The sequence below is a fragment of the Flavobacterium sp. GNP002 genome, assembly GCF_054343795.1.
The window spans coordinates 3,428,542-3,451,588 of the sequence record NZ_JBTGUW010000001.1 but is presented as its reverse complement, the minus strand read 5'-3'; the positions used below and the strand labels follow the sequence as shown (position 1 = coordinate 3,451,588).

Here is a 23,047-nt window from a genome sequence, read left to right as displayed (position 1 = left end):
AAATATTTTGATTTTTATGATTTAAAGATTACTTTTTGAAGCAATCAATAATTTGATACGCTACTCTTAGTGCTTCAGTTGCTTGTTCCAATGTAACAACAGGTTCTGTATCATTGATTATGGCATCTGCAAAAGATTCCAATTCGTCAAGAATTGCGTTATTTTGTTCTACATCTGGATTGGAGAAGTAAATTTGTTTTTTTACACCTTCTGCATTTTGTAAAATCATATCAAAGTCACCGGGAACTTCAGGAGCATCTTTCATTTTTACCACTTCACATTTCTTTTCCAAGAAATCCACTGAAATGTAAGCGTCTTTTTGGAAAAAACGAGATTTACGCATGTTTTTCATAGAAATTCTGCTTGCAGTTAAATTGGCAACGCAACCATTTTCGAATTCTATTCTGGCATTGGCAATATCTGGTGTGTCACTGATAACCGAAACGCCACTGGCATTTATATTTTTTACTTTAGATTTTACAACACTCAAAATAGCATCAATGTCATGAATCATCAAATCCAAGACTACAGGAACATCTGTTCCACGAGGATTGAATTCAGCAAGACGATGGGTTTCAATAAACATAGGATTTTCGATCATGTTTTTGGTAGCGATGAATGCCGGATTGAAACGCTCTACATGCCCAACTTGACCTTTTACATTATATTCTTTGGCTAAAGCGATAATTTCTTCGGCTTCTTCTACCGTATTTGAAATGGGTTTTTCGATGAAAACATGCTTGCCGGATTTGATGGCTACTTTGGCACATTTGTAGTGAGAGAGAGTTGGTGTTACAATATCAATTACGTCAACTGCATGAATAAGAGTTGCAATTGTGCTAAAATGTTTATAACCAAATTCTTTAGAAACCTTCTCGGCATTCTCTTGATTTGGGTCATAAAAACCAACTAATTCATATTTATCAGATTGTTGTAATAAACGCAAATGTATTTTTCCTAGATGACCAGCACCTAATACTCCAATTTTCAGCATAACGATGTAATTTTTACAAAAATAGCAATAAAATGATTAATCTATTATTGATATGAGACAATTATTCAGTTAATTTAAAATTTAAAATCCAACATTTGAATTCAGAAATTCTTTTCTATTTTTACCAAAATAAAATAGTAAATTTTGAAAGACACAGCCAAGCATCAAGGACTTCGGAATCAATTAGTAAGCGTTTTAGAGCAAAAGGGGATTACTGATAAAAGTGTTTTGGAGGCGATAAAAAAGATTCCAAGACATTTATTTTTGAATTCCAGTTTTGAAGATTATGCCTATCAAGATAAAGCATTTCCCATTGGTGCAGGTCAAACGATATCGCAACCATACACTGTAGCTTTTCAATCTCAATTATTAGAAGTAAAAAAAGAGCATAAAATTTTAGAAATAGGAACAGGTTCTGGATATCAAACAGCTGTTTTATGTTTGTTAGGAGCCAAAGTATTTAGCGTTGAAAGACAAAAAGAATTGTTTAAGCAAACTTCTATTTTATTTCCAAAACTGAATATTCGTCCCAAACATCTTTCTTTTGGAGATGGATACAAAGGATTGCCAGGTTATGCTCCTTTTGACAGTATCATTGTTACTGCTGGTGCTCCATTTATACCCCAGCCTTTGATGGCACAGCTAAAAATAGGAGGAAGGCTCGTTATTCCATTAGGAGAAGAAGTGCAGATTATGACTTTGTTAATAAGGAAAAATGAAACGCAATTTGAAAAACACGAGTTTGGCGAATTTCGATTCGTTCCTTTATTAGAAGATAAAAATTAAAATCCCACCCCAACCCTTCCCAAGGGGAAGGGAGCAGAAGATGAATTTTATTGACCAATAATATTTAAATACCGTTCTAAGCTTTCTTTTTCTATTTGAGCAATGAATAACAAAAAATCTTCTTTATTATTTTTAGTTTGCGCTGTTTCCAGCGTTTGATAATAGCGCATTCTATTTTCATAATCTCCTTTTATATTAGCGATGATATAGCCATGTTGCAACAAAACTAGATTCATTACTAAACGTGAAGTTCTGCCGTTTCCATCAATAAATGGGTGAATTGTCACTAATCGTTCGTGCATTTCTGCTGCTAAAATTATCGGGTGAAGCGTTGATTTATTACTTTCGTACCAAATAAAAAAATCTTCCATTTCTTTGGCAACTAGAAAGGGTTGTGGTGGCATGTGACTGCTACCTTGAATCATCACTTGAACTTTTCTGTAGCGACCGGCATCTTCAGGTTGAATTCCTCTCAAAATAAGATTGTGTATAGACAGTACTTCGCGTTCATTTATGGAACTATTTCTTTGCATTAAATCTTTGATGTAGGCAATAGCTTCTTGATGATTAATCACTTCAAGATGTTCCCGCATACTTTTTCCGGAAATCGTTAAACCTTCGTTGATAACCAAATCAGTTTCACGCAACGTCATAGTATTGCCTTCGATACGGTTACTTTCAAAAGTATATTCCAGTTCTAGAGCCTGAGCAATTCGGTAACTATCAAACTGACGAAAACTATCCAGTTTTGTTTTTAAAATATCTATTTCATCAAGAATTTTTTGAAGTGTAGTAGATAGTTTTTTCTTGGATGGTTTGCTTTGATATCTTAATTCTTGCTCCGCAACTAATAATGCTTTTAAAGCAAATTCATCCTGACCAATTTCATAAAGAATTTTTTCTTTAAGCCAAGCGACCATTATTGTTTCTAAATCGATCTCGAGCAAAGATGCTAGTTTGACGACTTGTTCTCTGGTAGGTTTTCTGGTTCCACTTTCAAACTTACTGATTAAGGCTTGGTCAATCCCTAAAAGTTGTGCCACTTCTCTAGTTTTGAGTCCTTTTTGTTCTCTTGCATTTTTGAGTAGTGTTTTCATTTTTAAAAATGTTTATAATTGTCTTGACAAATTTAGTCATTTTTTAAACTAAAAAATAATTTATTTCAATTTTCTTTTAATTTAAAATGATTTTTTGATTCTGTCTAGATCGCGTTTGGTATCCTGTTCTTTAAGAGATTCGCGCTTATCATAGGTTTTCTTTCCTTTACAAAGACCAATCTGAAGTTTAGCCATTCCTTTTTCATTGGTAAACAATTTCAAAGGGACTATTGTCAATCCTTTCGCTTGAACGCTTCTTGCTAAGCTTTTTAGCTCTCTTTTATTTAAAAGTAATTTACGTTCACTTCTAGCCTTGTGGTTAAATTGATTACCAAAAGTGTATTCTTCAATGTAAGTATTTATTGCAAAAAGTTCATTATTACTGAATTCACAAAAACTTTCTGTAATATTTGCTTTCCCTAATCGAATAGATTTAATTTCGGTTCCGGCTAAAACAATTCCAGCAGTGAAAGTCTCGATTATTTCATAGTCAAATCGAGCTCTTTTATTTAATATGTTTATTGTTTTTAGCATAGTGCAAATGTAGCAAAAATTAAAGGTTTAGCAATAAGTTATGGCAATTTCAGAAGTTGGTGTGTAATAGATTCACCATTTATAGTTACAATATAAAGATTACCAAAAGTAGTATCTTCAATATCTGCATATATCTTTTGATTAATAATTTGATTAACAAAATTAGGCGTGGTATTACTATGACCTATGATTAAAACTTTTTTACCGAGCGTTTCTTTTTTGAAAGATTCAATTGCAATTGTTTTAGGATTATATAGTTTTATTTGAATATTCTTAGTTTTAGCAGTAGGAGTTGCAGTTTGTATTGTTCTTTTATAATCAGTTGAATAGATTTCATCAAAACCTACTTCAGAGAATATCTTATTCCAAAGATTAGCTCTTTCAAGACCAATTTCTGATAAATCAGGATTTTGGGAACCATCTGCTTTTTCAGCATGACGTATAAAGTAATATGTAGTCGTGCTTTGTTGTCCAAAACTAATTTGTAAAATAAATAAAGCGATTATAATTAGATACTTTTTCATTTTAATAAATTTAAAAATTAGTATTTACGATTTTAATATATTTGCAAAATGGAAAACTCAAAATCTAAAGACCCGCTTCACGGAATTACGCTTCAAAGAATCGTTGAGCAATTAGTTGCTTACTATGGGTTTGATACTCTTGGAGAATTGATAAAAATTAAATGTTTTACGCATAATCCAAGTATAAAATCCAGTTTAACTTTTTTAAGAAAAACGGATTGGGCAAGAAAGCAAGTGGAAGATTTATACATAAAATCAAAAGCTAAATTACCCAAATAGATTTTAGTTTAATTTATAGGAAACCATAATTCCTCCTCTATAAGGCAACCATTCACCACTTTTGTTGTAATTTTTTACTTTTTCGTACCTCTCTGTTGTTCCAATGTAATAGCCTTTATAGAATCCCTGATGTGAGCCACCACCTAAGAAACAATCCAACATAAATTTGTCATTAATTTTTACTTGATACCCTATAGTTGCGCCTATAAAATACCCAAACCCTTTTTCGTACAAATTAGTATTTAAATAATTCCATTTTTGAAAATTAAAAGCACTAGCACCAATATGCGCACCTGCATAAAAACCATTGTGTTTTTCTTTAAAATGATATCTATATTCAGAGGTGAAAGTATAAAATTGTCTGGGTTTTCCATCAACTGATTTCCAGAAAGAACCCAAAACATCAAATTGTAATGTAGATTTTTCTCCAATACTGGTTTCAATACCAACATTTGGAACGGTCAATAAAGTAGTAAATGCATTTGCTTTTATATAAGTTTGACTTTGTGATAAAAAGGAAAAGAACAAAAATGTGGCAATAAATAATTTTTTCATAAAGAATGGTTTCTACTTTTTTAGTCAAATATTGACTAAAAACAGGCGCAAATATAGCTATTAATGTTTGATTGCTTTTTATGGTTAAAGTCAATATTGTCAGTTTAAACGTATTTTAACATTATGGAGGAAGACAGGAATAAACACTATTTGTTTAAAATAGAATAAATTACTGTATCTAAAAATCGCCCGTCATAAAATTCATTTTCTTTTAAATGTGCCTCTTTAACAAAACCATTTTTTTCTAAAACTTTTGCAGAACCATGATTTTCAGGAGCAATAATTGCTTCTATAGAATGCAAATTCATATTATTGAATCCATATTTTACAGCTTCTTTCACCGCTTCAGAAACAATTCCTTTTCCTTGATATTCTGGCAATAACATATAGCCAATTTCGGCGCGATAATGTTCGGGTTTTATTCTGTAATGACCAATGATTCCAATCAGTTTGGAATTGTCTTTCAACGTAATTGCCCAATTGATTCCTTCATTACTATCTATTTTGCTGTCAATCATGGCGATATGTTCCAAGGCGTCTTCATCTGTTTTTACTAAAGGTCTTGGGATATATTTCATCGTTTCCGGATTGGATCGCAATGCAAAAATCTCCTTTATATCATTAGAATCTACTCTTCTCAAAAGCAAGCGTTCGGTTTCTAAATTTGGAAATGGGCTGAAATTTATAGTTAACATATTTACATTTTTTTAATTAAAGGATTTCAATGCTAAATTTTGAATGGAAAGTTGCATTGGATTCTAAAACTTGAATACCTTCTTTTTCGAATAGATTTCCAGAATTTTCATTGGTATCCGAATAACCGAACCAAGGTTCAATACAAAGAAATGGCGCATTCATTTTGGTCCAAATTCCTAAACTTGGAAAATCCTCAAAATGTACTCTTAAAATTGAATTTTCATTTTCTAAAATAGTCAACGAATTGGATTGTAATGTTTTGAATATCAAAGCGTCATTTTCGAACAATTCATAGGTCAACGGAATCTTTTTATTAGTAACGTCTAACTTCTTAGTTTTATTTGAAATTAAATCATCTTCCAATAGGTAATATTCCAAAGTTTCTTCTTTTTCGAAAGCAATGGTGTAATTTTCGAATTGATTTGGCAAAGCAAAAGCAGGATGAGCACCAATAGAAAACGGCATCGTATTTTTTCCTTTGTTAACTACTTTATATGCAATTGATAAATTATTTTCCTCTAATGTATAAATCAGCTGTAATTCAAATTCAAAAGGATATACTTTTAATGTTTCTTCGGTAGATTGTATAGAGAAAGTAGCACTATTATCTCGTATTTCAATTAATTCAAACGCCATATCTCTTGCAAATCCGTGTCGCGATAAATGATATTCCATTTCATCATAATGAAAAGAATTATTTTTTAAAGTCCCAACAATTGGAAATAAAATAGGAGAGTGCTTACCCCAAAATTCTGGATTTCCTTCCCAGATGTATTCTTTATTTTGATTTGTTTTTAAGGAAATTAATTCAGCACCAAAATGTTTGATTTCAGCGGTTAGTATTGAGTTTTTTATTGTAGTTGTCAAAATTGGTCTTCGTTAATTTAAAAAATTGATTTTGTATGGTAAATATATTTTATAATTTTTAATTTTTATAAAGATTAAGCTTGATTTTATTTAAATTAAATGGAATCAATTCTTTCTTAATAGTTCTAAATCCTCTTTTTTTTCATTAATTTGTGGTATAAATCATAAGAAAATGAAAAATATTCGATTCGGAGTCATCTTACATCTGACTTTATTATTGGGACTTACGTCCGTTTCGGCGCAACAAACCCCAACAAATGCATCCGGTAATGCAGTTTCAAAATACGATTATCATGATGCTTTTGCTCCACATTTTTACTCTAAAAATGGAACAAGTACACGTTCAGCAAGTGGGCAACCTGGAGCTGAATATTGGCAAAACAGTGCTGATTATAAATTAACTGCTAAACTGGATGAAAAAAACAACGAGATTTCAGGTACAGGAATCATCACCTACACGAACAACAGTCCAGATAAATTGGCTTTTGTTTGGATGAACTTAGACCAGAATTTATTCAAAGCAGATTCCCGTGGAAATGCAGTTGTGCCTTTGACAGGAAGCCGAAATGGGGCTCAAGGCCAAGTTTTTGATGGCGGTCATAAAATCAAATCGGTGAAAGTAATTACTACTTTAAAAGGAGTCGCTACTGAAACTACTGCAAAATATGTTATTACTGATACTAGAATGCAGGTTTTTCTTCCGCAGGGATTAAATGCAAAAGGTGGTTCAGTTAAAATCAAAATCGACTTTTCTTTTATAGCTCCTTTTGAAGGATCAGACAGAATGGGAGTTTTAGAAACTAAAAATGGTAAGATTTTCACCATTGCGCAATGGTATCCGCGTATGTGTGTGTATGATGATGTACGAGGTTGGAATACTAATCCGTATTTAGGAGCATCGGAATTTTACTTAGAATATGGTGAATTTGATGTGAGTATTACTGCGCCATCGAATCATATTGTGGTTGCATCAGGCGAATTACTAAATCCTACAGCAGTTTATTCTACTGTGGAGCAAAGTAGATTAGCACAAGCAAAACAAAGTGATAAAACGGTTTTTATCCGTACCGCTGCCGAAGTTGAAAATTCATCAAAAATAGTTTCAACAACTACTAAAACATGGAATTATAAAATTAAAAATGCCCGCGATTTTTCTTGGTCATCATCAGCGGCATTTATTTTAGACGCAGCAAAAATCAATTTGCCTAGCGGAAAGAAATCATTGGCTGTTTCTGTATATCCAGTTGAAAGTGCAGGTGACGCAGCTTGGGGACGTTCAACAGAATACACGAAAGCCTCTATAGAAAATTATTCTAAAAGATGGTTAGAATATCCGTATCCTGCTGCTACAAATGTTGCCGGAAACGAAGGCGGAATGGAATATCCAGGAATTGTTTTTTGCAGCTGGGAGTCTAAAGGAGAGGATTTATGGGGCGTTACAGATCATGAATTTGGACACATTTGGTTTCCTATGATTGTTGGGTCAAACGAAAGAATGTTTGCCTGGATGGATGAAGGTTTTAATACTTTTATTAATTCATTGAGCTCAGTAGATTTTAATAATGGCGAGTACAAAGAAAAGCCAGTGGATATGCATCAAAGAGCGGAAGTGTATACAAGTCCGAATCTTGAAACTATAATGAGTTCGCCAGATAATATGAAAGAAAAAAACATAGGTCTTTTGGCGTATTCTAAACCAAGTTCTGGATTAGTGATTTTGCGTGAACAAGTTCTTGGACCGGAACGTTTTGATTTAGCGTTGAAAACTTATATCGAGCGTTGGGCTTACAAACATCCGCAACCGGACGATTTCTTTAGAACAATTGAAAATGTTGCAGGAGAAGATTTGAGTTGGTTTTGGAGAGGTTGGTTCCAATACAATTGGCGTTTAGACCAAGGAATTAATTCGATAAAATACGTTAAAAATGATCCAAAACAAGGAGTTGTAATTTCGATTGAAAACTTAGAAAAAATGGCAATGCCAGTAAGTTTAGACGTAAAAACGAAAAGCGGACAACTAACACGTGTGAAATTGCCTGTTGAAGTTTGGCAAAGAAACAAAGCGTGGTCTTTCAAACACAATTCGACAGAAGAAATTGAAAGTATCACAATAGATCCCGATCATGTTTTACCGGATACTAATACATCAAATAACACTTGGACTGCAGATAAAGGTTTGATTGAAAAAGATGTAATTCTGGATGGCTATTTGGGAACTTTTTCAACAAAAATGGCGCCGCTAAAAATTACTTTTTCAGAGAAAAATGGCGCGCTAAATGTTTTGATAACAAAGTATCCAAGTTTCACGGTGGAACCAACTGGAAAAAATAGTTTTGAATCGAAACAAGCAGGACTTAAATTTGAATTTAATGACAATCTAAACGGATTTGACATGATAGTTCCTGAAGGACAAAAAATACCTTTTACCAGAGATAAATAGTATTTAGACATTATATAGAAAAGACTTGTAGCAATTAATGTTACAAGTCTTTTTTTATGTACTCAATTTTTTTTCTAAATCTATTCTGGAATTTGTTGGCTTAGGCAGTGTAATGTTCCAAAACCCCAAATAAAATCTGTAGCGCTAATCCCGATGATTTCCCTGTCAGGAAAACATTCTGCAAGGATGTTTAACGCTTTACGGTCATTACTGTCGTTAAAAGTAGGAACCAAAACGCAATTGTTCAAAATCAGGAAATTGGCATAACTCGCCGGAAGTCTCAAGCCCTCAAATTCCAAACGTTTTGGCATTGGTAAAACCACAATTACAGGTGATTTTCCATTTTCCAGTTTTGCGTTTTGCAAGCGTTTTAAGTTATCTTGTAACGGTTTGTAGTTATGATCCGTTGGATCTGTTTCTACAATTGTCACAATAGTATCTTCGTTTACAAATCGGCATAAATCATCAATATGACCGTGAGTATCATCTCCTTCAATTCCGTCGCCTAGCCAAATCACATTCGTAATTCCAAGGTATTCCTTGAAAACCGCTTCGTAATCTGCTTTGGTGAAATTTGGATTCCGAACCTGAATATCGGGATGCATCAAACATTCTTCCGAAGTCAATAAAGTTCCACGACCGTTACTGTCAATCGCGCCACCTTCAACAATTACCGGTTTTCCTTTGTACATAACTTGAGTCACAGGAATATTCAGAAATTCACCCACTTTGGCTGGAACAAATTTGTCCAATTGAATGTTTTTATACTTGGCCCAACCATTAAAATTAAAGTTCAAAGCTTCTCTTTCGGTTCCGTTTTTAACGATAATCGGACCCGAATCACGCATCCAACTTCTATTGGTTTTATGAATGATATAAGAAATGTTAGTTAGTTCAACATGAGCTGTTTCCAACATAGCATTGACTTTTTCTTTTTGGTTTTCATCGGCAACCACTAAAAATACAGTTTCGAAAGTAGCCACTTTTTTAATGAATTCGACAAAAGCCCATTGAACCGCCTCGTATTTTCCTGGCCAGTCTTTTCCGTTGTGCGGAAAACACAGTAAAATCCCTTGTTGCTTTTCCCATTCGGCAGGGAATCTTCTATTATTTGTAGTCATACAGCGTTTCTAATTTTAAAGACTACAAATATAAACATTCAGTAGGATTTTAAAATAGTTGGCAACCATTCATTTCGGACATTTCATAAATTTATAAGAATAGTTTTGGTAATGATTATATAATATTGAGTTAATTCTTGTCGGGCTTCAGCTAGTTATTTTTGAAAAAAATTAAAAATACAGTTATGAAAAAATATGGTATTTCACTACTCGCGGCAATTATGGTTTTGTCAAGTTGCGAAAATGACTCAAATAAAGAGGAATCTCCTGAGTTGGTTGTAAATGAAAATGCAGCAACTTTCAAAGAAATTGGTTCGATAACTATTGGAGGCGCCGGAGCTGCTGAAATAAGTGCGTATGATGAAGTTTCTAAAAAATTATTTACTGTAAACAACAGTAATACGAATAGGATTGATGTTATTGATTTGTCTAATCCATCTAGTCCGGTTTTTCTAACAAGTATCGATTTAACTCCGTTTAATGGAGCTTCAAACAGTGTTGCTACCTATAATGGAAAGTTAGCAGTGGCATTAGAAGCAAAACCAAATAAGCAAGATGCCGGAAAAGTGGTTGTTTTTGAAACGGCTAATTACAGTATAATCAAAGAAATTACGGTTGGTGCTTTGCCGGACATGATTACATTTTCTCCTGACGGGAATTATATCATGACTGCTAATGAAGGAGAACCAAATGATACCTATTCGATAGATCCGGACGGTTCTGTTTCTATTATTGCCGTTAATGCTAATTATGCGGTAACGACTTTAAATTTCGGAAGCTTTAGCAATCAATTGAGTACATTGAAAACGAAAGGATTCAGAATTGCAAGTCCAACAAATAATTTCACTTCTGATATTGAACCGGAATATATCACGATTTCTGCTGATTCTAAAACGGCTTGGGTGACTTTACAAGAAAATAACGGAGTGGCTAAAATTGATTTGGCAACTAAAACGATCACGAATATTTTTCCGTTAGGTTATAAAGACTACAATCTTGCAGAAAATGCTATTGATATCAGCGATAAAGATGGTGGCGTTTTGGCTAATACATGGAAACTAAAAGGAATGTTTCAACCGGATGCTATTACTAATTTTGAAATCAATAAAACCCCTTATTTTGTTACTGCAAATGAAGGAGATGCCAGAGAATATTCTGCTTTTGTAGATGTAAAAAGAATCAGCAGTTCTTCGGTTTTGCTTGATCCAATAGCATTTCCAAACGCGGCTGCTTTAAAGGCCGATGCAAGCATGGGAAGATTGAACATCAATACTAAAATGGGTGATACGGACGGCGATGGTGATTTTGATGAATTAGTTTCTTTTGGAGCACGTTCTTTCTCCATTTGGAATGGAAACACAGGCGAAATAGTATTCGACAGTAAAAATGAATTAGACAAGAAAGCACAAGAATTGGGTATTTATGATGATGCCAGAAGTGATGATAAATCAGTAGAGCCAGAATCAGTTGTGGTGACTAAAATGGGAGATAAAACGATTCTTTTTGTTGGATTGGAACGAGTGGATGCCGTTATGGTATATGATGTTTCGAATCCTGCTGCTCCAAAATTTTTACAGACTTTTAAAACCGGTGATGCGCCTGAAGGATTGCTTTTTATTCCAGCTTCAAAAAGTCCTACTAAAAGAAGTTTAGTGGTGGTAAGTAGCGAAGGCGATGGTGTCGTTAAAATATTCCAACCGGATTTGAATTAGATTTAGAAGTTTACTTTAAATAAAAATCCCTGCTAAGAATTATTTCTCAGCAGGGATTTTTTTAATTATATAAAGGAGATTTAGTCAATCGCTCTTTTGGTAATATCACCAAAAGCGTCTATTCTTCTATCTCTAAAAAATGGCCAGTTCTGACGTACATTTTCTTGTAAGTCTAAATCGACTTCAGCAATCAGGATTTCTTCTTTGTCGTGTGAGGCTTGCGCCAAAATTTCGCCTTGTGGTCCCGCTATAAACGAAGATCCCCAAAACTGAATTCCTGCCGTATCAGGTAAATATTGCTCTAAACCAATTCTGTTTGCTGCAGCAACATATACGCCATTTGCAACTGCGTGACCTTTCATTACACTCATCCAAGCGCCATGTTGGTTTTCACCGTATTGCTCTTTTTCTTGTGGATGCCATCCAATTGCTGTTGGGTAAAACAACACTTCAGCACCTTGTAAAGCAGTCAAACGTGCTGCTTCAGGATACCATTGATCCCAACAAATTAAAGTTCCTATTTTTCCTTTTTTGGTTGGTATCGTTTTGAAACCCAAATCACCAGGCGTGAAATAGAATTTTTCATAAAAATGTGGATCATCCGGAATGTGCATTTTACGGTACAATCCTGCTTCTGAACCGTCTGTATCAATGATGTACGCGCTATTATGGTAGATTCCTGCCATTCTTTTTTCGAAGAAAGGAACAATAATCACCACGCCTAATTCTTTTGCCAAAGCGCTAAAAGCAATAAACGAAGTACTGTACAATGGTTCTGCCAAAGCAAAATTATCTACATCTTCGCTTTGACAAAAATAATGACTGCTGTATAATTCAGGCAACGAAATGACTTCGGCACCAAGGTTGGCGGCATCACGAACCCAACTGATACATTTTTTCAAGTTGTTTTCGGCAATATCATTAAGATTCAATTGAATGACCGCTATTTTGTATTTTTTGTTTGGCATGACTAAAATTTTAGATTGCAAAAATAGTGAATTTTATAAAGAGTAGAAAATAGAGGCAATGCGTTTTTTAGGTTTTAAATTGTCTGTAGGTTCATTGTATTGAATTTTTAGGAATTAAGCCAAAGAAAAAATTAATATAAAATTGGCATTAACAAAGTCAAGGAGGTTTTATTTTTGTATAGCGTATTATGGCTAATAAAACGGGTTAAGTTTTGCTACAATACAAGTAATTTAGTATTCATTAAATTTTTACCATTATGACAGAAGAATTCACAATCATCGATAAAGAAGACATCGCTCTTCTTAAATTTCCGACAACAGATGTTCTTGACGATGTTGACGAAATAAAAACCAGAATAAGCGATATCAATAGGGCTTTATCATTGGGAAATTTAGAACATTCAAAAATTAAAATTTTCTTTGAAGATGACGAATCCAAAAAAATAGTAGATACTACCGTTTGGGGTGTTACAGACAAAAATGTGATGTTAAAACAAGGTGTGATGATTCCAATTCACAGAATATACAAGTTGTTTTAGAGTCCTAATTACCTGTGAAGGAAAGTCATTTTTTTTTGCAGGTTATTTTTCCTCTGTTAGGTATAAATTTGCTATTTCTTCTATGAAATTTTCTGGACGAGAACCCACTAAATTTGTCAAAATCACCACTGAAACATTATCTTTTGGATAAATGTACAAAGCATTTCTATTACCACCTAACGAGGCAATTACAGGGTTTTTAACTCTTGAAGAGGAATAAAAACCAATCGAACTTTGATTTAGAAAACCGTCTTCTTGATATATTTCTCCATTATCTAATCGAATTGGAGTCCAAAGCGTATTTAGATTTTCAGCATTAATTAATTGATTACTTTGTAATGCGATTACCCATTGTGCCATTTCAGTTGCCGTTGAATAGATTCCGCCGGCTGGAAATAAATTTGAAGGCATTGGTTGATACACATTAGTTAGAACATTATTTCTAAAATAAGAATACGGCTTTGCGGAGTGCTTAATTATGTTGTAAAAATCGCCTACCCCAGCTTTGATGGAATTCTTCATTCCCGCTTTTTTATACTGGTTTTCTGTAACGAATTTTTCAAATGACTGTCCACTTATTTTTTCAATAAGCATTCCAAGTAGCAGGTAATTGGCTTGGCTGTCTCTGAATTCTTTACCAGGTTTAAAAATAAGAGGCAATTCTTTTATTTTTTGGAATAAAGTTTCACTATTTTCAGATAACATATTTCCTTGTGAATCCCAAATTTCAGGAAGTCCTGATTGATGAGTTACTATTTGTTTTACGGTAATATTTTGCCAAGTTTTAGGCAGCTTATCCAAATATTTTGAAATAGGTTCGTCAAGATTTAATGTACCATTTTCGACTAATTGCATAATCGCAACTCCTGTAAATGCCTTAGTAATAGAATTAATGCTAAAAACAGTTTGGCTATCAACTGCTATCGAATCTTCGACTGATGCTAAGCCGTAATGACTTGTTTTAACAATCACATTATCTTTAATTACGGCTAATTGCAAACCAACAATTTTATTTTTTTGCATTAGGTTTTTTATCGCATCATCAACTTTGTCAACTTGTGAATAAGTTAAATTACTAACAGCAAAAAAGACAAGTAATAGCATTGTTTTTTTCATATTTTCTATATTCTATTTGATTGATTTGTTAGGTTTTTACCACTGTTGGCGGGAGTGTACCGCTCGTGAACATAAATACTATCTCAATATTTTAAAAAAATCTAATGACTGGTACAGATTAAAATCTTATTACTTCATTATATCCATCACGAGCGGGACGCTCGCGCTAGCAGGGAAACTCAAAGTAAAAGTGCTAGAAAAAGTAGAAAAAAAGCCTTTTTTGCCTAAATGTCCGTGTTGCAAAACAGGTAATCTGCATCGGATAGCAGTTTTTGACCAGCGTGGTCCGCCTGCATGGTATCTTGGCGGTAGCCAAAACTCCTTTCTCTATAAAAGCTAAATTATGGGTAAGGGCACGTGTGCCTAATCCCGAAACTTCGGCAAAGGAAAACACGTAAAAACCATCTTGATATTACCGCACAAAAAAAGAGGCTCACTTGCCTCTTGAAATTCTCTCTCTAAACTTTACGATAACTCCATAAGTGTTGACGGTATGTAATCGGTTCCGTTCAACATAGTTTTCATTGTTCGGCTTGCAGCCGCAACGAAACCTTATCTGTTACCAGATGCCTTTTTCTTCCACTTTCGGCTTTCTATCTTTTCCGTTTCATATAGCAGGTAAATATAAAGACAGTTGTTACATTTCTAAATGCGGTAAAGCAAAAATTAATGTCAGTTTTGGGTGAAGTCCAAAACTGACATTAATTTTATTTTTTTTCTAAATATATCTGGAAACCAACCCCTAAAATAAAAGCTTTACTTTGATAATCTAAATTGGTTTTTGAGTCTGTATAATTTAAAGCCACTTCTAGCCCAACACTACTGTTCAAAAAGAAAACTGTACCCGCTTTTAGATTAAATGTTTGAAGATTTGATGTTGTATGTGTTTGTTTTTGAAAACCATAACTTACCTCTGAAAAAATGTTTATTTGCTTTTCATTTTCAAGAAAATAATACCTGACATATGGTGAAAGACCATATATTGGTCCAGATAATGTGTTTGAAAATTGTAATTGTACTGAAGCACCAATGTTCATTTTATCAATTATAAAATAGCCAACGTTTGGAGCAATATATATATTAGTGACATTCTGACTAAATTCATTCAATTTAATTTTAGTATTTGAAAAACTACCACTTCCCCCCATCATCCAATTTCCTTTTTCTATTTGAGCATTTGAGGCTAATGAAAATAATAAGAATGTTACTATTTGTACTAAATATTTGTTGATTTTCATTTTCATATAATTTTAGTTATTTGTTTTAGTATTGAAAAACAAAATCTATTGCCCTAATAGGCAATAGATTTTGAAATTATTTTATTTATTTAAAATTATTTTGTCTGTAAAAGTGTTAGTTTCTGTTATTACTTTTAAAATATAAATTCCAGATTTTAGCTTGTTTGCTAATTCTATCTGCAATTCTGTTTGGTTATCAAATTTTGCTTCTTGAACTAAAATATTGTTTTGATCAAAAACTTGATAGTTTCCAGAAAGTGTTTCGGGAAGCATAACATTGATACTTCCAGTTGTTGGGTTTGGGGCTATTGTTATTTTTGGAGTGATTACTTGACTTGAAGCTACTCTTGCGCTTGTACATGGAGCAGGAGTTAAGACACCATAGTTTTTACAAGTCTTGACTCCTGTAAAAGGATTGGTAAAGCATACCTGTACATTTTTTACTATTGGTTTTACACCTGTCGCAAAAATAACTCTTGGAGTAATCGACATTGGCCAATAAGCGGTATTTGTACCAATATAATCCAGAAAAAAACTTGACGCAGTACATACATCTCCTCCATCGGGAGTTGATGTGATGTATCCGTTGGGAATAGGGGGGGCTGCATTACTGAAAACAGTATACGCATTTATTGGTGAATTGAAGATACAGCCTCCTGTAAAAGTAACGCTGGCGTAAACATTTATTAAGGTTCCAGAGGTAATCAAAGATGTTGGGGTTATAGTTGCATTTAAGGTTCCTTGACCAGTAATAGTGCAACCTGGTGCAATCCAATTTATTGAAGATATTCCGCTTTGCGATACTATAGAAAGGCTTCTACCAGCACCTATACCTAACCAATTTTTCGTGTCGGCAATAACATAAGCAATACTTCTGGGAGTTCTTGTGATGGTAGCTGTAGTAGTAGCTGTATAAGTAGGTAGTCCACTAAGTCTTTTGGCAAGGCAAGTTGTTGTTACATTATCATTTGCACTTGGAGTTACAGTAATACAACTAGAACCTTGCCCTGAAGCTATGCTACCACCAGTGATGCTCCAAGCAAAAGAATTGGCACTACCATAATTGCTAGCACAGATTTGAACATTATTCGTAGAACAATTTAAAATTGTTGGGGAGGAAATTGTTGGTGGTAAAACCCTGAAAATCGTAATATCATAATACGGATAATAAGTTCCATCGCTTTTTGTAATATTGTACTCCGCTGTTACTGCTTGACTCCAATTCCCAAAGCCTACACCAGGAGCAGTCTGTTGTAATGAATATGTAACTTTAATTCGAAGTTTGTCTGTTGTGTTGTTTGAATTATCTTCCCATTTTATCGGAATTGAAATTGTTGAGAATTGAGCGGTATTTATTGGTACACCTGATGATAAATATACATTGTAATAAGAATTACCACTATTATTCATATTTGAATTTGAAGATGTTATCTCCCAATGACTTATATTGTAGTTGCCATAGAGAGAACTAGATGGTGGAGTAAATTTAAATGAAAAACTGTTATTAATACCAACCTCTACACTTGTAGGGCTATTAATAGAAATTGTTTGAGACCAAATAAAATTAGTGCAAAATACACTAAAACATAACATTAAAATTTTTTTCATTAAATTGTTTTCTTTTGTTTGCCTACTATCATTTTCGGGTATCTGTTCGGCTAATCTTCCCCGCTACATTTTACTTTTTAGCGAATGTTAGATTCTAACCGTCCTTACATTTTCTTGAATAAATCAAAGTTTTCCAAGTCTTTTTTTCAGGTAAAGTTGCTCAAAGGTATCTGGTAACGTTCTGGCACTACAGCGGGTTTGGGACTAAATTAAGCCTATTCTTCGGATTTGCCAAATCATTCCAAATACAAAACCATCTTTCCATTAAGCCCAATGCCCAAATCCGTTGTAGTGGCTGTTAGTGTTTCGGTTGTTGCTTGCCGATATTCCTAATTATTAATCGATTCTCAGCCTTATCTTGGCAGATTTAAAACTTAATTCTTGCCCAAATCTCGGCTAAATTTCATTCCCTTTTTTCGTTTCAATTTCACAATCAAAACGATTGTTTCGCTTCAATTAGAAAACTCGAGAATTTAAGTTTCAGTTTTGCTTTTTCCTCGTAAAATCTCGAATATTTACATTCTAATTATAAATTCCAATATTCACGTTTCTGCTTTTCAAGTTCCAATTAGAAACTCAGATTTTTAAGTTTCAATTGTCAGATTCCAATATTTATTTTGCGGATTTACGCTTTTCAATCTTAAACATCAAAAAATCGAATTTCGCCAATTTCGACCCAATTTTCACGATTGCTTTTTCAGTTTCTGCATTTCAAAAGCCAAATCTTTAAATCTAGTTTTCTCCTCGTTTCTCGTCAACTGAACACTAACTTGTATATAGGCGAAACAAACTTTCGTTTATACACCCAATTATGGGTAGATTGGCGAAGGTTTGTTTCTTATTATTGATTTTCAAATATATTAAAATTTTCTTACAAATTAGTATAATAGCTTTTTATTTGATAGATGTTTTTGATACGTGTGTGAATAGGTATTGCACTATTTTTTAGATTTTTAAAGTGCTTTTTTTTATAGAATTTAGGAAATCAAAAAGTTCTAATTTAGCCCCGATGGGAGCAAGTATCCCACGCTTTTGGGCGTGGATACTGCGGACAGCGGGACAACTCGTGTTGAAAAATTAGAAATGTTCTGCTCCTAAAAAAAGACATGAAAAAACACCAGCCTTTCGACTGATGTTCTCCTTGTTTTTTAATTATTTATGCGGCTAAAGTGTATTCAACTGTTGCTTACTTTTTGCCAATGATCTTTTTGAACAGCGTAACCATTCCCAAAACAATTCCACCAAATACAAGTCCTAATAAAAATTCAGTTAGGATGGAAGGTAATTGGGGTAATACGCCATGTAAAAAACCGATGTTGTGTACAAATATGCCGCCTGCTACTAACAGTAAGGCGATGGTACCTATAAAGGATAAACTCTTGATGACTTTTGGCAAGGCTTGTACCAGAATATTTCCGATAGTCTTTGAGAAGCTACGCTCTCTGGTGCTCATGCTTATCAGTTTTAAACCTGCTTCGTCCATACGTACAATTAGGGCTACAATCCCATAAACACCTACGGTTGCTATTATTGCAATGATTGAAACAACCATAATTTGTGATAAAATAGGTTTACCAATTACGGTTCCCAATGCAATAATTACGATTTCTACTGATAGAATAAAATCAGTTACGATGGCTGATTTTATTTTTTCTTTTTCAAAGGCTAAAATTTGTTCTTCGGTCATTGGTTCCAACGAAATTTCGTGCTTTGCATGTTCGTGCGGAAAGAAGTATTCGTATATTTTTTCGGCACCTTCGTAGGCTAAATAAAGTCCTCCAAGCACTAAGATTATGATAACTGCTACCGGTAAAAATGCACTCAGCAGAAAGGCGATGGGTAAAATGATTACCTTATTGAGCAGAGAACCTTTTGCAATTGCCCATAATACGGGAAGCTCTCGCGATGAAACAAATCCGGAAGCTTTTTCGGCATTTACTGCCAAATCATCACCTAAAATACCAGCCGTTTTTTTGGCTGCAAATTTACTCATTACGGCAGCATCATCCATAATTGCTGCGATATCATCTAATAGTGCGAAAAAACCTGATGCCATTTTGATTGTTTTAGAAACTGCATTGATTTTGGTATTGCTTTGCCAAAATTTAAACTGCGTGTTTTGTTTATTCCTGCGAAGCTAAAACTTTTTTTATTTACTCTATTTATAAAATGGGTGAATTTTTAGTTAATATTCACCCAAAATCTTTCTGCATTAGTAGTCTCGTTTTTATTTACTTTTGAAATAAAAAAAATTATGGGGTTCAAACATGTATTTAAAGCCAAATTAGATTGGTTTTTTTCTAAAAAGGAATCGGTGACTTATACTAAAAGTCATACCATAGCGATTGACGGCAAGGCTGTTCTGCATGTTTCGGCTGCTAAAGCCTTCAAAGGAGATCCCGCTTTGTACAATCCTGAAGACCTGTTATTGAGTAGTGTGGTTTCCTGTCACATGATGTCGTACTTATATGTTTGTAAACAAAATGGTATCGACGTGGTTTCTTATACAGACGAAGCGGAGGCAACTCTGGAGGTTTTGGAAGACGGAAGCGGACGTTTTATTGCGATTAAATTAAATCCTAAAGTTTGTATTGCTAACAAAGATAAAATAGAGGAGGCACTTAGCTTGCATAAAAAAGCAAACCAACTCTGTTTTATAGCGAATTCTTGTAATTTTCCAATTCTGCATTTTCCAACTTGTGAAATTAAAAATAGCAATTAAATCAGCCGGTTTACTCCATAAAAACAGAATAGCATAAAAAAACACCAGCCTTTCGACTGATGTTTTCATAATTTTAAATGTTTCTAGATTCTTAAGAAACTAACTCGGTTTGATTTCTAAAAACCAATTTTCCATCAAACGCATCGATTAGAACTATGCTGTCTGTAGTTATTTTTCCAGAAAGAATTTCTTTAGATAATTCATTGAGTACGTCTCTTTGAATCACACGTTTTACCGGTCTGGCTCCAAATTGCGGATCATATCCTTTGTCAGCTAAATAGGCGACCGCTTCAGGAGTGGCGTCCATAGTGATGCCTTGAAGCGCTAACATTTTTGTCACGCTTTTCAGTTGTAAACCAACGATTTTTGTAATATTTTCATTGGTTAATGGTGTAAACATCACAATTTCGTCAATACGGTTAATGAATTCCGGACGCACCGTTTGTTTCAATAAGCCTAGCACTTCTACTTTTGCAGCTTCGGTTGCGGCTTCGACACTTCCTTTTAGGTTTTCGAATTTATCTTGAATAATTTGGCTTCCCATATTCGAAGTCATGATGATAATCGTATTTTTAAAATCAGCTAAACGTCCTTTGTTATCTGTCAGACGTCCTTCATCCAAAACTTGTAACAAGATATTAAACGTGTCCGGATGTGCTTTTTCAATTTCATCCAATAAAATTACAGAATACGGTTTTCTACGAACGGCTTCGGTCAATTGTCCGCCTTCATCATAACCTACATATCCCGGAGGCGCACCCACTAAGCGGCTTACGCTGTGGCGTTCTTGGTATTCGCTCATATCGATACGCGTCATTGCATTTTCATCGTCAAATAAATATTCGGCTAAGGCTTTTGCTAATTCGGTTTTACCAACTCCTGTAGTTCCAAGAAAAAGAAACGTTCCCACCGGTTTTTTCATGTCCTGTAATCCCGCGCGGCTTCTGCGCACGGCATCACTCACGGCTTGAATGGCTTCTTCCTGTCCTACGACTCTTTGATGCAATTCATCTTCTAGTTTGAGCAGTTTTTCTCTTTCGCCTTGAAGCATTTTCATAACTGGAATTCCGGTCCATTTAGCCACGACTTCCGCAATATCTTCGCGGGTCACTTCTTCTTTTATAAGGGAAGTGCCTTCAGTTTGATCTTCGGCCAATTGTTTTTGAAATGCATCCAATCTTTCTTGGGCTTCTTTGATTTTCCCATAACGAATTTCGGCTACTTTTCCATAATCACCATCACGTTCCGCGCGTTCTGCTTCATATTTAAAATCCTCAATCTCCGTTTTTACTGCTTGAATGTTATCGACTACATCTTTCTCTGATTTCCATTTGGCGTATATTTCGTTTCGATCTTCTTTTAGGTTGGCTAAATCCATTCCTAAAACTTTGAGTTTGCTTTCGTCTTTTTCTCTTTTAATGGCTTCAATTTCGATCTCCAATTGCATTACTTTTCGATCCAAAACATCCAGTTCTTCTGGTTTTGAATTGATTTCCATGCGTATTTTTGATGCTGCCTCGTCCATTAAATCAATGGCTTTGTCCGGAAGAAAACGATTCGTAATGTAGCGTTGCGATAATTCTACGGCCGCAATAATAGCATCATCTTTTATCTGAACTTTATGGTGTGTTTCGTATTTTTCCTTGATACCACGTAAAATCGAAATGGCACTTTCGGTATCCGGTTCTTCAATCATTATTTTTTGGAAACGTCTTTCTAGTGCTTTGTCTTTTTCAAAATATTTTTGATATTCGTCTAATGTGGTTGCACCAATAGCGCGCAGTTCTCCACGAGCTAAGGCAGGTTTCAAGATGTTTGCAGCATCCATAGCGCCTTCGCCACCTCCTGCACCCACAAGTGTGTGAATTTCGTCAATGAATAAAACAATATCCCCTTCGGCAGAAGTCACTTCTTTTACCACGGATTTCAAGCGCTCTTCAAATTCTCCTTTGTATTTGGCACCGGCAATAAGTGCTCCCATATCAAGAGAATATACGATTTTATCTTTCAGGTTTTCAGGAACATCTCCATCAACAATTCGGTGTGCCAATCCTTCGGCAATGGCAGTTTTCCCAACTCCGGGTTCTCCCACGAGCATTGGGTTATTTTTAGTTCTTCGGGTTAAAATTTGCAACACTCTGCGAATTTCCTCATCACGACCAATAACAGGATCGAGTTTTCCGGATCGAGCCAGTTCGTTGAGGTTTTTGGCGTATTTATTTAATGAATTATAGGTCTCTTCAGCAGATGCCGAAGTTACTCTTTCGCCTTTTCGCAATTCTTCTATTGCGGCTTTCAGGCCTTTTCCGGTTACGCCCTGATCTTTTAATATTTGGGCTGCTTTGGTTTTAGAATCAAAAATGGCCAAAATCAAATGCTCCACAGAAACGAATTCGTCATTCATTTTTTTAGCGATAATTTCGGCTTCGTTTAGCGTCGTGTTTGCGGTTCGGGAAAGCATTATTTCGCCACCGGAAACTTTCGGGAAACTCTGAATTGTGCTATCCAATATTTGAAGAAACAATGGCACATTTACGTTCAATTTTTTCAAAATAAAAGGTGCCACATTTTCATCGACTTCAAAAATAGCCTTGAAAATATGTTCGTTTTCTATTTGTTGCTGTCCTTGGCTTTGCGCCAATTGTTGCGAAAGCTGAATGGCTTCCTGGGATTTGATAGTAAATTTATTTATGTTCATGATGTTATATTGTTTTGTGGTTATTTGACTAACTTTGCGAATCAATATTCAATATATATTCCAATACAATAATACAGACAAATTGACAGAAATTTCATGATTTTCATCATGTTTTAAAGTCAAAATGTCTTAAAACAAGACAATTATGAGTTTTTTTAAAAATATGTTCAACAGTTCAGAAGAAAAAGATTCAAACGAAAACAAGATCAACTGGAATGAACTAATCGATTTAGGGCAACTAAATGATATTATCGAGATTTCAAATCAAAAACCGGTTGCCATTTTCAAACACAGTACACGTTGCAGCGTAAGTAGGATGGCGCTGAAACAGTTTGAAAATGAGTTTAATAGCTCAGATAAAGTTACGCCTTATTTTTTAGATTTAATAGCACATCGCGATATTTCTAATGAAATAGCGAATCGTTTTGGAGTGACGCATCAATCGCCACAATTGATTTTGATCAAAGAAGGAAAAGCTGTTTATAACGTTTCGCACAGTGATATTGATGCGGAAGAATTGGGGACGAAAGTCTAGCAAATAGTATTGTTTTTA

21 protein-coding genes and 1 pseudogene are annotated in these 23,047 nt (G+C 34.4%); 8 read left to right on the top strand and 14 right to left on the bottom strand.

Annotation, left to right across the window (positions count from 1 at the left end):
* Positions 1-28: 28 nt before the first annotated feature.
* Positions 29-994: a Gfo/Idh/MocA family protein gene (locus ACXX80_RS15080; RefSeq protein ID WP_282717068.1), complete on the bottom strand. Its 966-nt coding sequence runs from the start codon at positions 992-994 to the stop codon at positions 29-31.
* Positions 995-1,138: 144 nt separating this feature from the next.
* Here ACXX80_RS15080 and ACXX80_RS15075 point away from each other — a divergent pair, with 144 nt between their 5' ends.
* Entirely contained in the window at positions 1,139-1,780 is a 642-nt protein-coding gene (locus ACXX80_RS15075) for a protein-L-isoaspartate(D-aspartate) O-methyltransferase (RefSeq protein ID WP_338645169.1), read from the top strand.
* Positions 1,781-1,827: 47 nt separating this feature from the next.
* Here ACXX80_RS15075 and ACXX80_RS15070 read toward each other — a convergent pair whose 3' ends face one another.
* The 3 genes from ACXX80_RS15070 to ACXX80_RS15060 form a co-directional block, all read right to left on the bottom strand.
* Positions 1,828-2,877, bottom strand: a complete 1,050-nt coding sequence (locus tag ACXX80_RS15070; protein ID WP_458553963.1) for a Fic family protein — start codon at positions 2,875-2,877, stop codon at positions 1,828-1,830.
* A gap of 81 nt (positions 2,878-2,958) precedes the next feature.
* On the bottom strand, positions 2,959-3,411 hold the full coding sequence (gene smpB, locus ACXX80_RS15065) for an SsrA-binding protein SmpB (RefSeq protein ID WP_282717065.1): 453 nt from the start codon (positions 3,409-3,411) through the stop codon (positions 2,959-2,961).
* Between the two features lie 38 nt (positions 3,412-3,449).
* Complete coding sequence (locus ACXX80_RS15060) at positions 3,450-3,935, bottom strand: phosphoglycerate mutase family protein (protein WP_458553962.1); 486 nt, start codon at positions 3,933-3,935, stop codon at positions 3,450-3,452.
* 48 nt (positions 3,936-3,983) lie between these two features.
* On the opposite strand from ACXX80_RS15060, the gene ACXX80_RS15055 reads away from it, so the two are divergent.
* Entirely contained in the window at positions 3,984-4,214 is a 231-nt protein-coding gene (locus tag ACXX80_RS15055; protein ID WP_458553961.1) for a VF530 family protein, read from the top strand.
* 3 nt (positions 4,215-4,217) lie between these two features.
* Here the strand turns inward: ACXX80_RS15055 and ACXX80_RS15050 are convergent, their stop codons facing one another.
* From ACXX80_RS15050 to ACXX80_RS15040, 3 genes are all read right to left on the bottom strand, one after another.
* Positions 4,218-4,769 (bottom strand): DUF3575 domain-containing protein, encoded by a 552-nt coding sequence (locus tag ACXX80_RS15050; protein ID WP_458553960.1) that lies wholly within the window; start codon positions 4,767-4,769, stop codon positions 4,218-4,220.
* 146 nt (positions 4,770-4,915) lie between these two features.
* Complete coding sequence (locus ACXX80_RS15045) at positions 4,916-5,464, bottom strand: GNAT family N-acetyltransferase (RefSeq protein ID WP_458553959.1); 549 nt, start codon at positions 5,462-5,464, stop codon at positions 4,916-4,918.
* Positions 5,465-5,480: 16 nt separating this feature from the next.
* Positions 5,481-6,332 carry an aldose 1-epimerase family protein gene (locus ACXX80_RS15040; protein WP_458553958.1) on the bottom strand — a complete coding sequence of 284 codons (852 nt, stop codon included), beginning with the start codon at positions 6,330-6,332 and terminating at the stop codon, positions 5,481-5,483.
* A gap of 172 nt (positions 6,333-6,504) precedes the next feature.
* On the opposite strand from ACXX80_RS15040, the gene ACXX80_RS15035 reads away from it, so the two are divergent.
* A complete protein-coding gene (locus tag ACXX80_RS15035; RefSeq protein ID WP_458553957.1) occupies positions 6,505-8,772 on the top strand; it encodes a M1 family metallopeptidase in 2,268 nt (755 codons plus the stop codon).
* A gap of 80 nt (positions 8,773-8,852) precedes the next feature.
* Here ACXX80_RS15035 and ACXX80_RS15030 read toward each other — a convergent pair whose 3' ends face one another.
* Entirely contained in the window at positions 8,853-9,893 is a 1,041-nt protein-coding gene (locus ACXX80_RS15030) for an agmatine deiminase family protein (RefSeq protein WP_458553956.1), read from the bottom strand.
* A 185-nt stretch (positions 9,894-10,078) separates the two neighbouring features.
* Between ACXX80_RS15030 and ACXX80_RS15025 the strand changes: the two genes are divergently transcribed.
* A complete protein-coding gene (locus ACXX80_RS15025; RefSeq protein ID WP_458553955.1) occupies positions 10,079-11,605 on the top strand; it encodes a choice-of-anchor I family protein in 1,527 nt (508 codons plus the stop codon).
* Between the two features lie 80 nt (positions 11,606-11,685).
* Here ACXX80_RS15025 and ACXX80_RS15020 read toward each other — a convergent pair whose 3' ends face one another.
* A complete protein-coding gene (locus ACXX80_RS15020) occupies positions 11,686-12,573 on the bottom strand; it encodes a carbon-nitrogen hydrolase (protein ID WP_091170395.1) in 888 nt (295 codons plus the stop codon).
* A 257-nt stretch (positions 12,574-12,830) separates the two neighbouring features.
* Here ACXX80_RS15020 and ACXX80_RS15015 point away from each other — a divergent pair, with 257 nt between their 5' ends.
* Positions 12,831-13,112, top strand: coding sequence for a hypothetical protein (locus ACXX80_RS15015; protein WP_073206262.1), 282 nt, complete (start codon positions 12,831-12,833; stop codon positions 13,110-13,112).
* A 42-nt stretch (positions 13,113-13,154) separates the two neighbouring features.
* Here ACXX80_RS15015 and ACXX80_RS15010 read toward each other — a convergent pair whose 3' ends face one another.
* On the bottom strand, positions 13,155-14,228 hold the full coding sequence (locus ACXX80_RS15010; RefSeq protein WP_458553954.1) for a serine hydrolase domain-containing protein: 1,074 nt from the start codon (positions 14,226-14,228) through the stop codon (positions 13,155-13,157).
* Positions 14,229-14,394: 166 nt separating this feature from the next.
* On the opposite strand from ACXX80_RS15010, the pseudogene ACXX80_RS15005 reads away from it, so the two are divergent.
* Positions 14,395-14,568: pseudogene (locus ACXX80_RS15005) on the top strand (IS91 family transposase); the annotation flags it as partial.
* Between the two features lie 367 nt (positions 14,569-14,935).
* On the opposite strand, the gene ACXX80_RS15000 reads toward ACXX80_RS15005, so the two are convergent.
* The 3 genes from ACXX80_RS15000 to ACXX80_RS14990 form a co-directional block, all read right to left on the bottom strand.
* Positions 14,936-15,466 carry a hypothetical protein gene (locus tag ACXX80_RS15000; RefSeq protein ID WP_458553953.1) on the bottom strand — a complete coding sequence of 177 codons (531 nt, stop codon included), beginning with the start codon at positions 15,464-15,466 and terminating at the stop codon, positions 14,936-14,938.
* Positions 15,467-15,547: 81 nt separating this feature from the next.
* Positions 15,548-16,876 carry a T9SS type A sorting domain-containing protein gene (locus ACXX80_RS14995; protein ID WP_458553952.1) on the bottom strand — a complete coding sequence of 443 codons (1,329 nt, stop codon included), beginning with the start codon at positions 16,874-16,876 and terminating at the stop codon, positions 15,548-15,550.
* A gap of 1,384 nt (positions 16,877-18,260) precedes the next feature.
* A complete protein-coding gene (locus ACXX80_RS14990) occupies positions 18,261-19,130 on the bottom strand; it encodes a DUF808 domain-containing protein (protein ID WP_458553951.1) in 870 nt (289 codons plus the stop codon).
* A gap of 198 nt (positions 19,131-19,328) precedes the next feature.
* Between ACXX80_RS14990 and ACXX80_RS14985 the strand changes: the two genes are divergently transcribed.
* A complete protein-coding gene (locus ACXX80_RS14985; RefSeq protein ID WP_458553950.1) occupies positions 19,329-19,796 on the top strand; it encodes an OsmC family protein in 468 nt (155 codons plus the stop codon).
* A gap of 91 nt (positions 19,797-19,887) precedes the next feature.
* Here the strand turns inward: ACXX80_RS14985 and clpB are convergent, their stop codons facing one another.
* Positions 19,888-22,494: an ATP-dependent chaperone ClpB gene (clpB, locus tag ACXX80_RS14980; protein WP_458553949.1), complete on the bottom strand. Its 2,607-nt coding sequence runs from the start codon at positions 22,492-22,494 to the stop codon at positions 19,888-19,890.
* Positions 22,495-22,639: 145 nt separating this feature from the next.
* On the opposite strand from clpB, the gene ytxJ reads away from it, so the two are divergent.
* Complete coding sequence (gene ytxJ, locus ACXX80_RS14975) at positions 22,640-23,029, top strand: bacillithiol system redox-active protein YtxJ (protein WP_458553948.1); 390 nt, start codon at positions 22,640-22,642, stop codon at positions 23,027-23,029.
* Positions 23,030-23,047 lie beyond the last annotated feature (18 nt).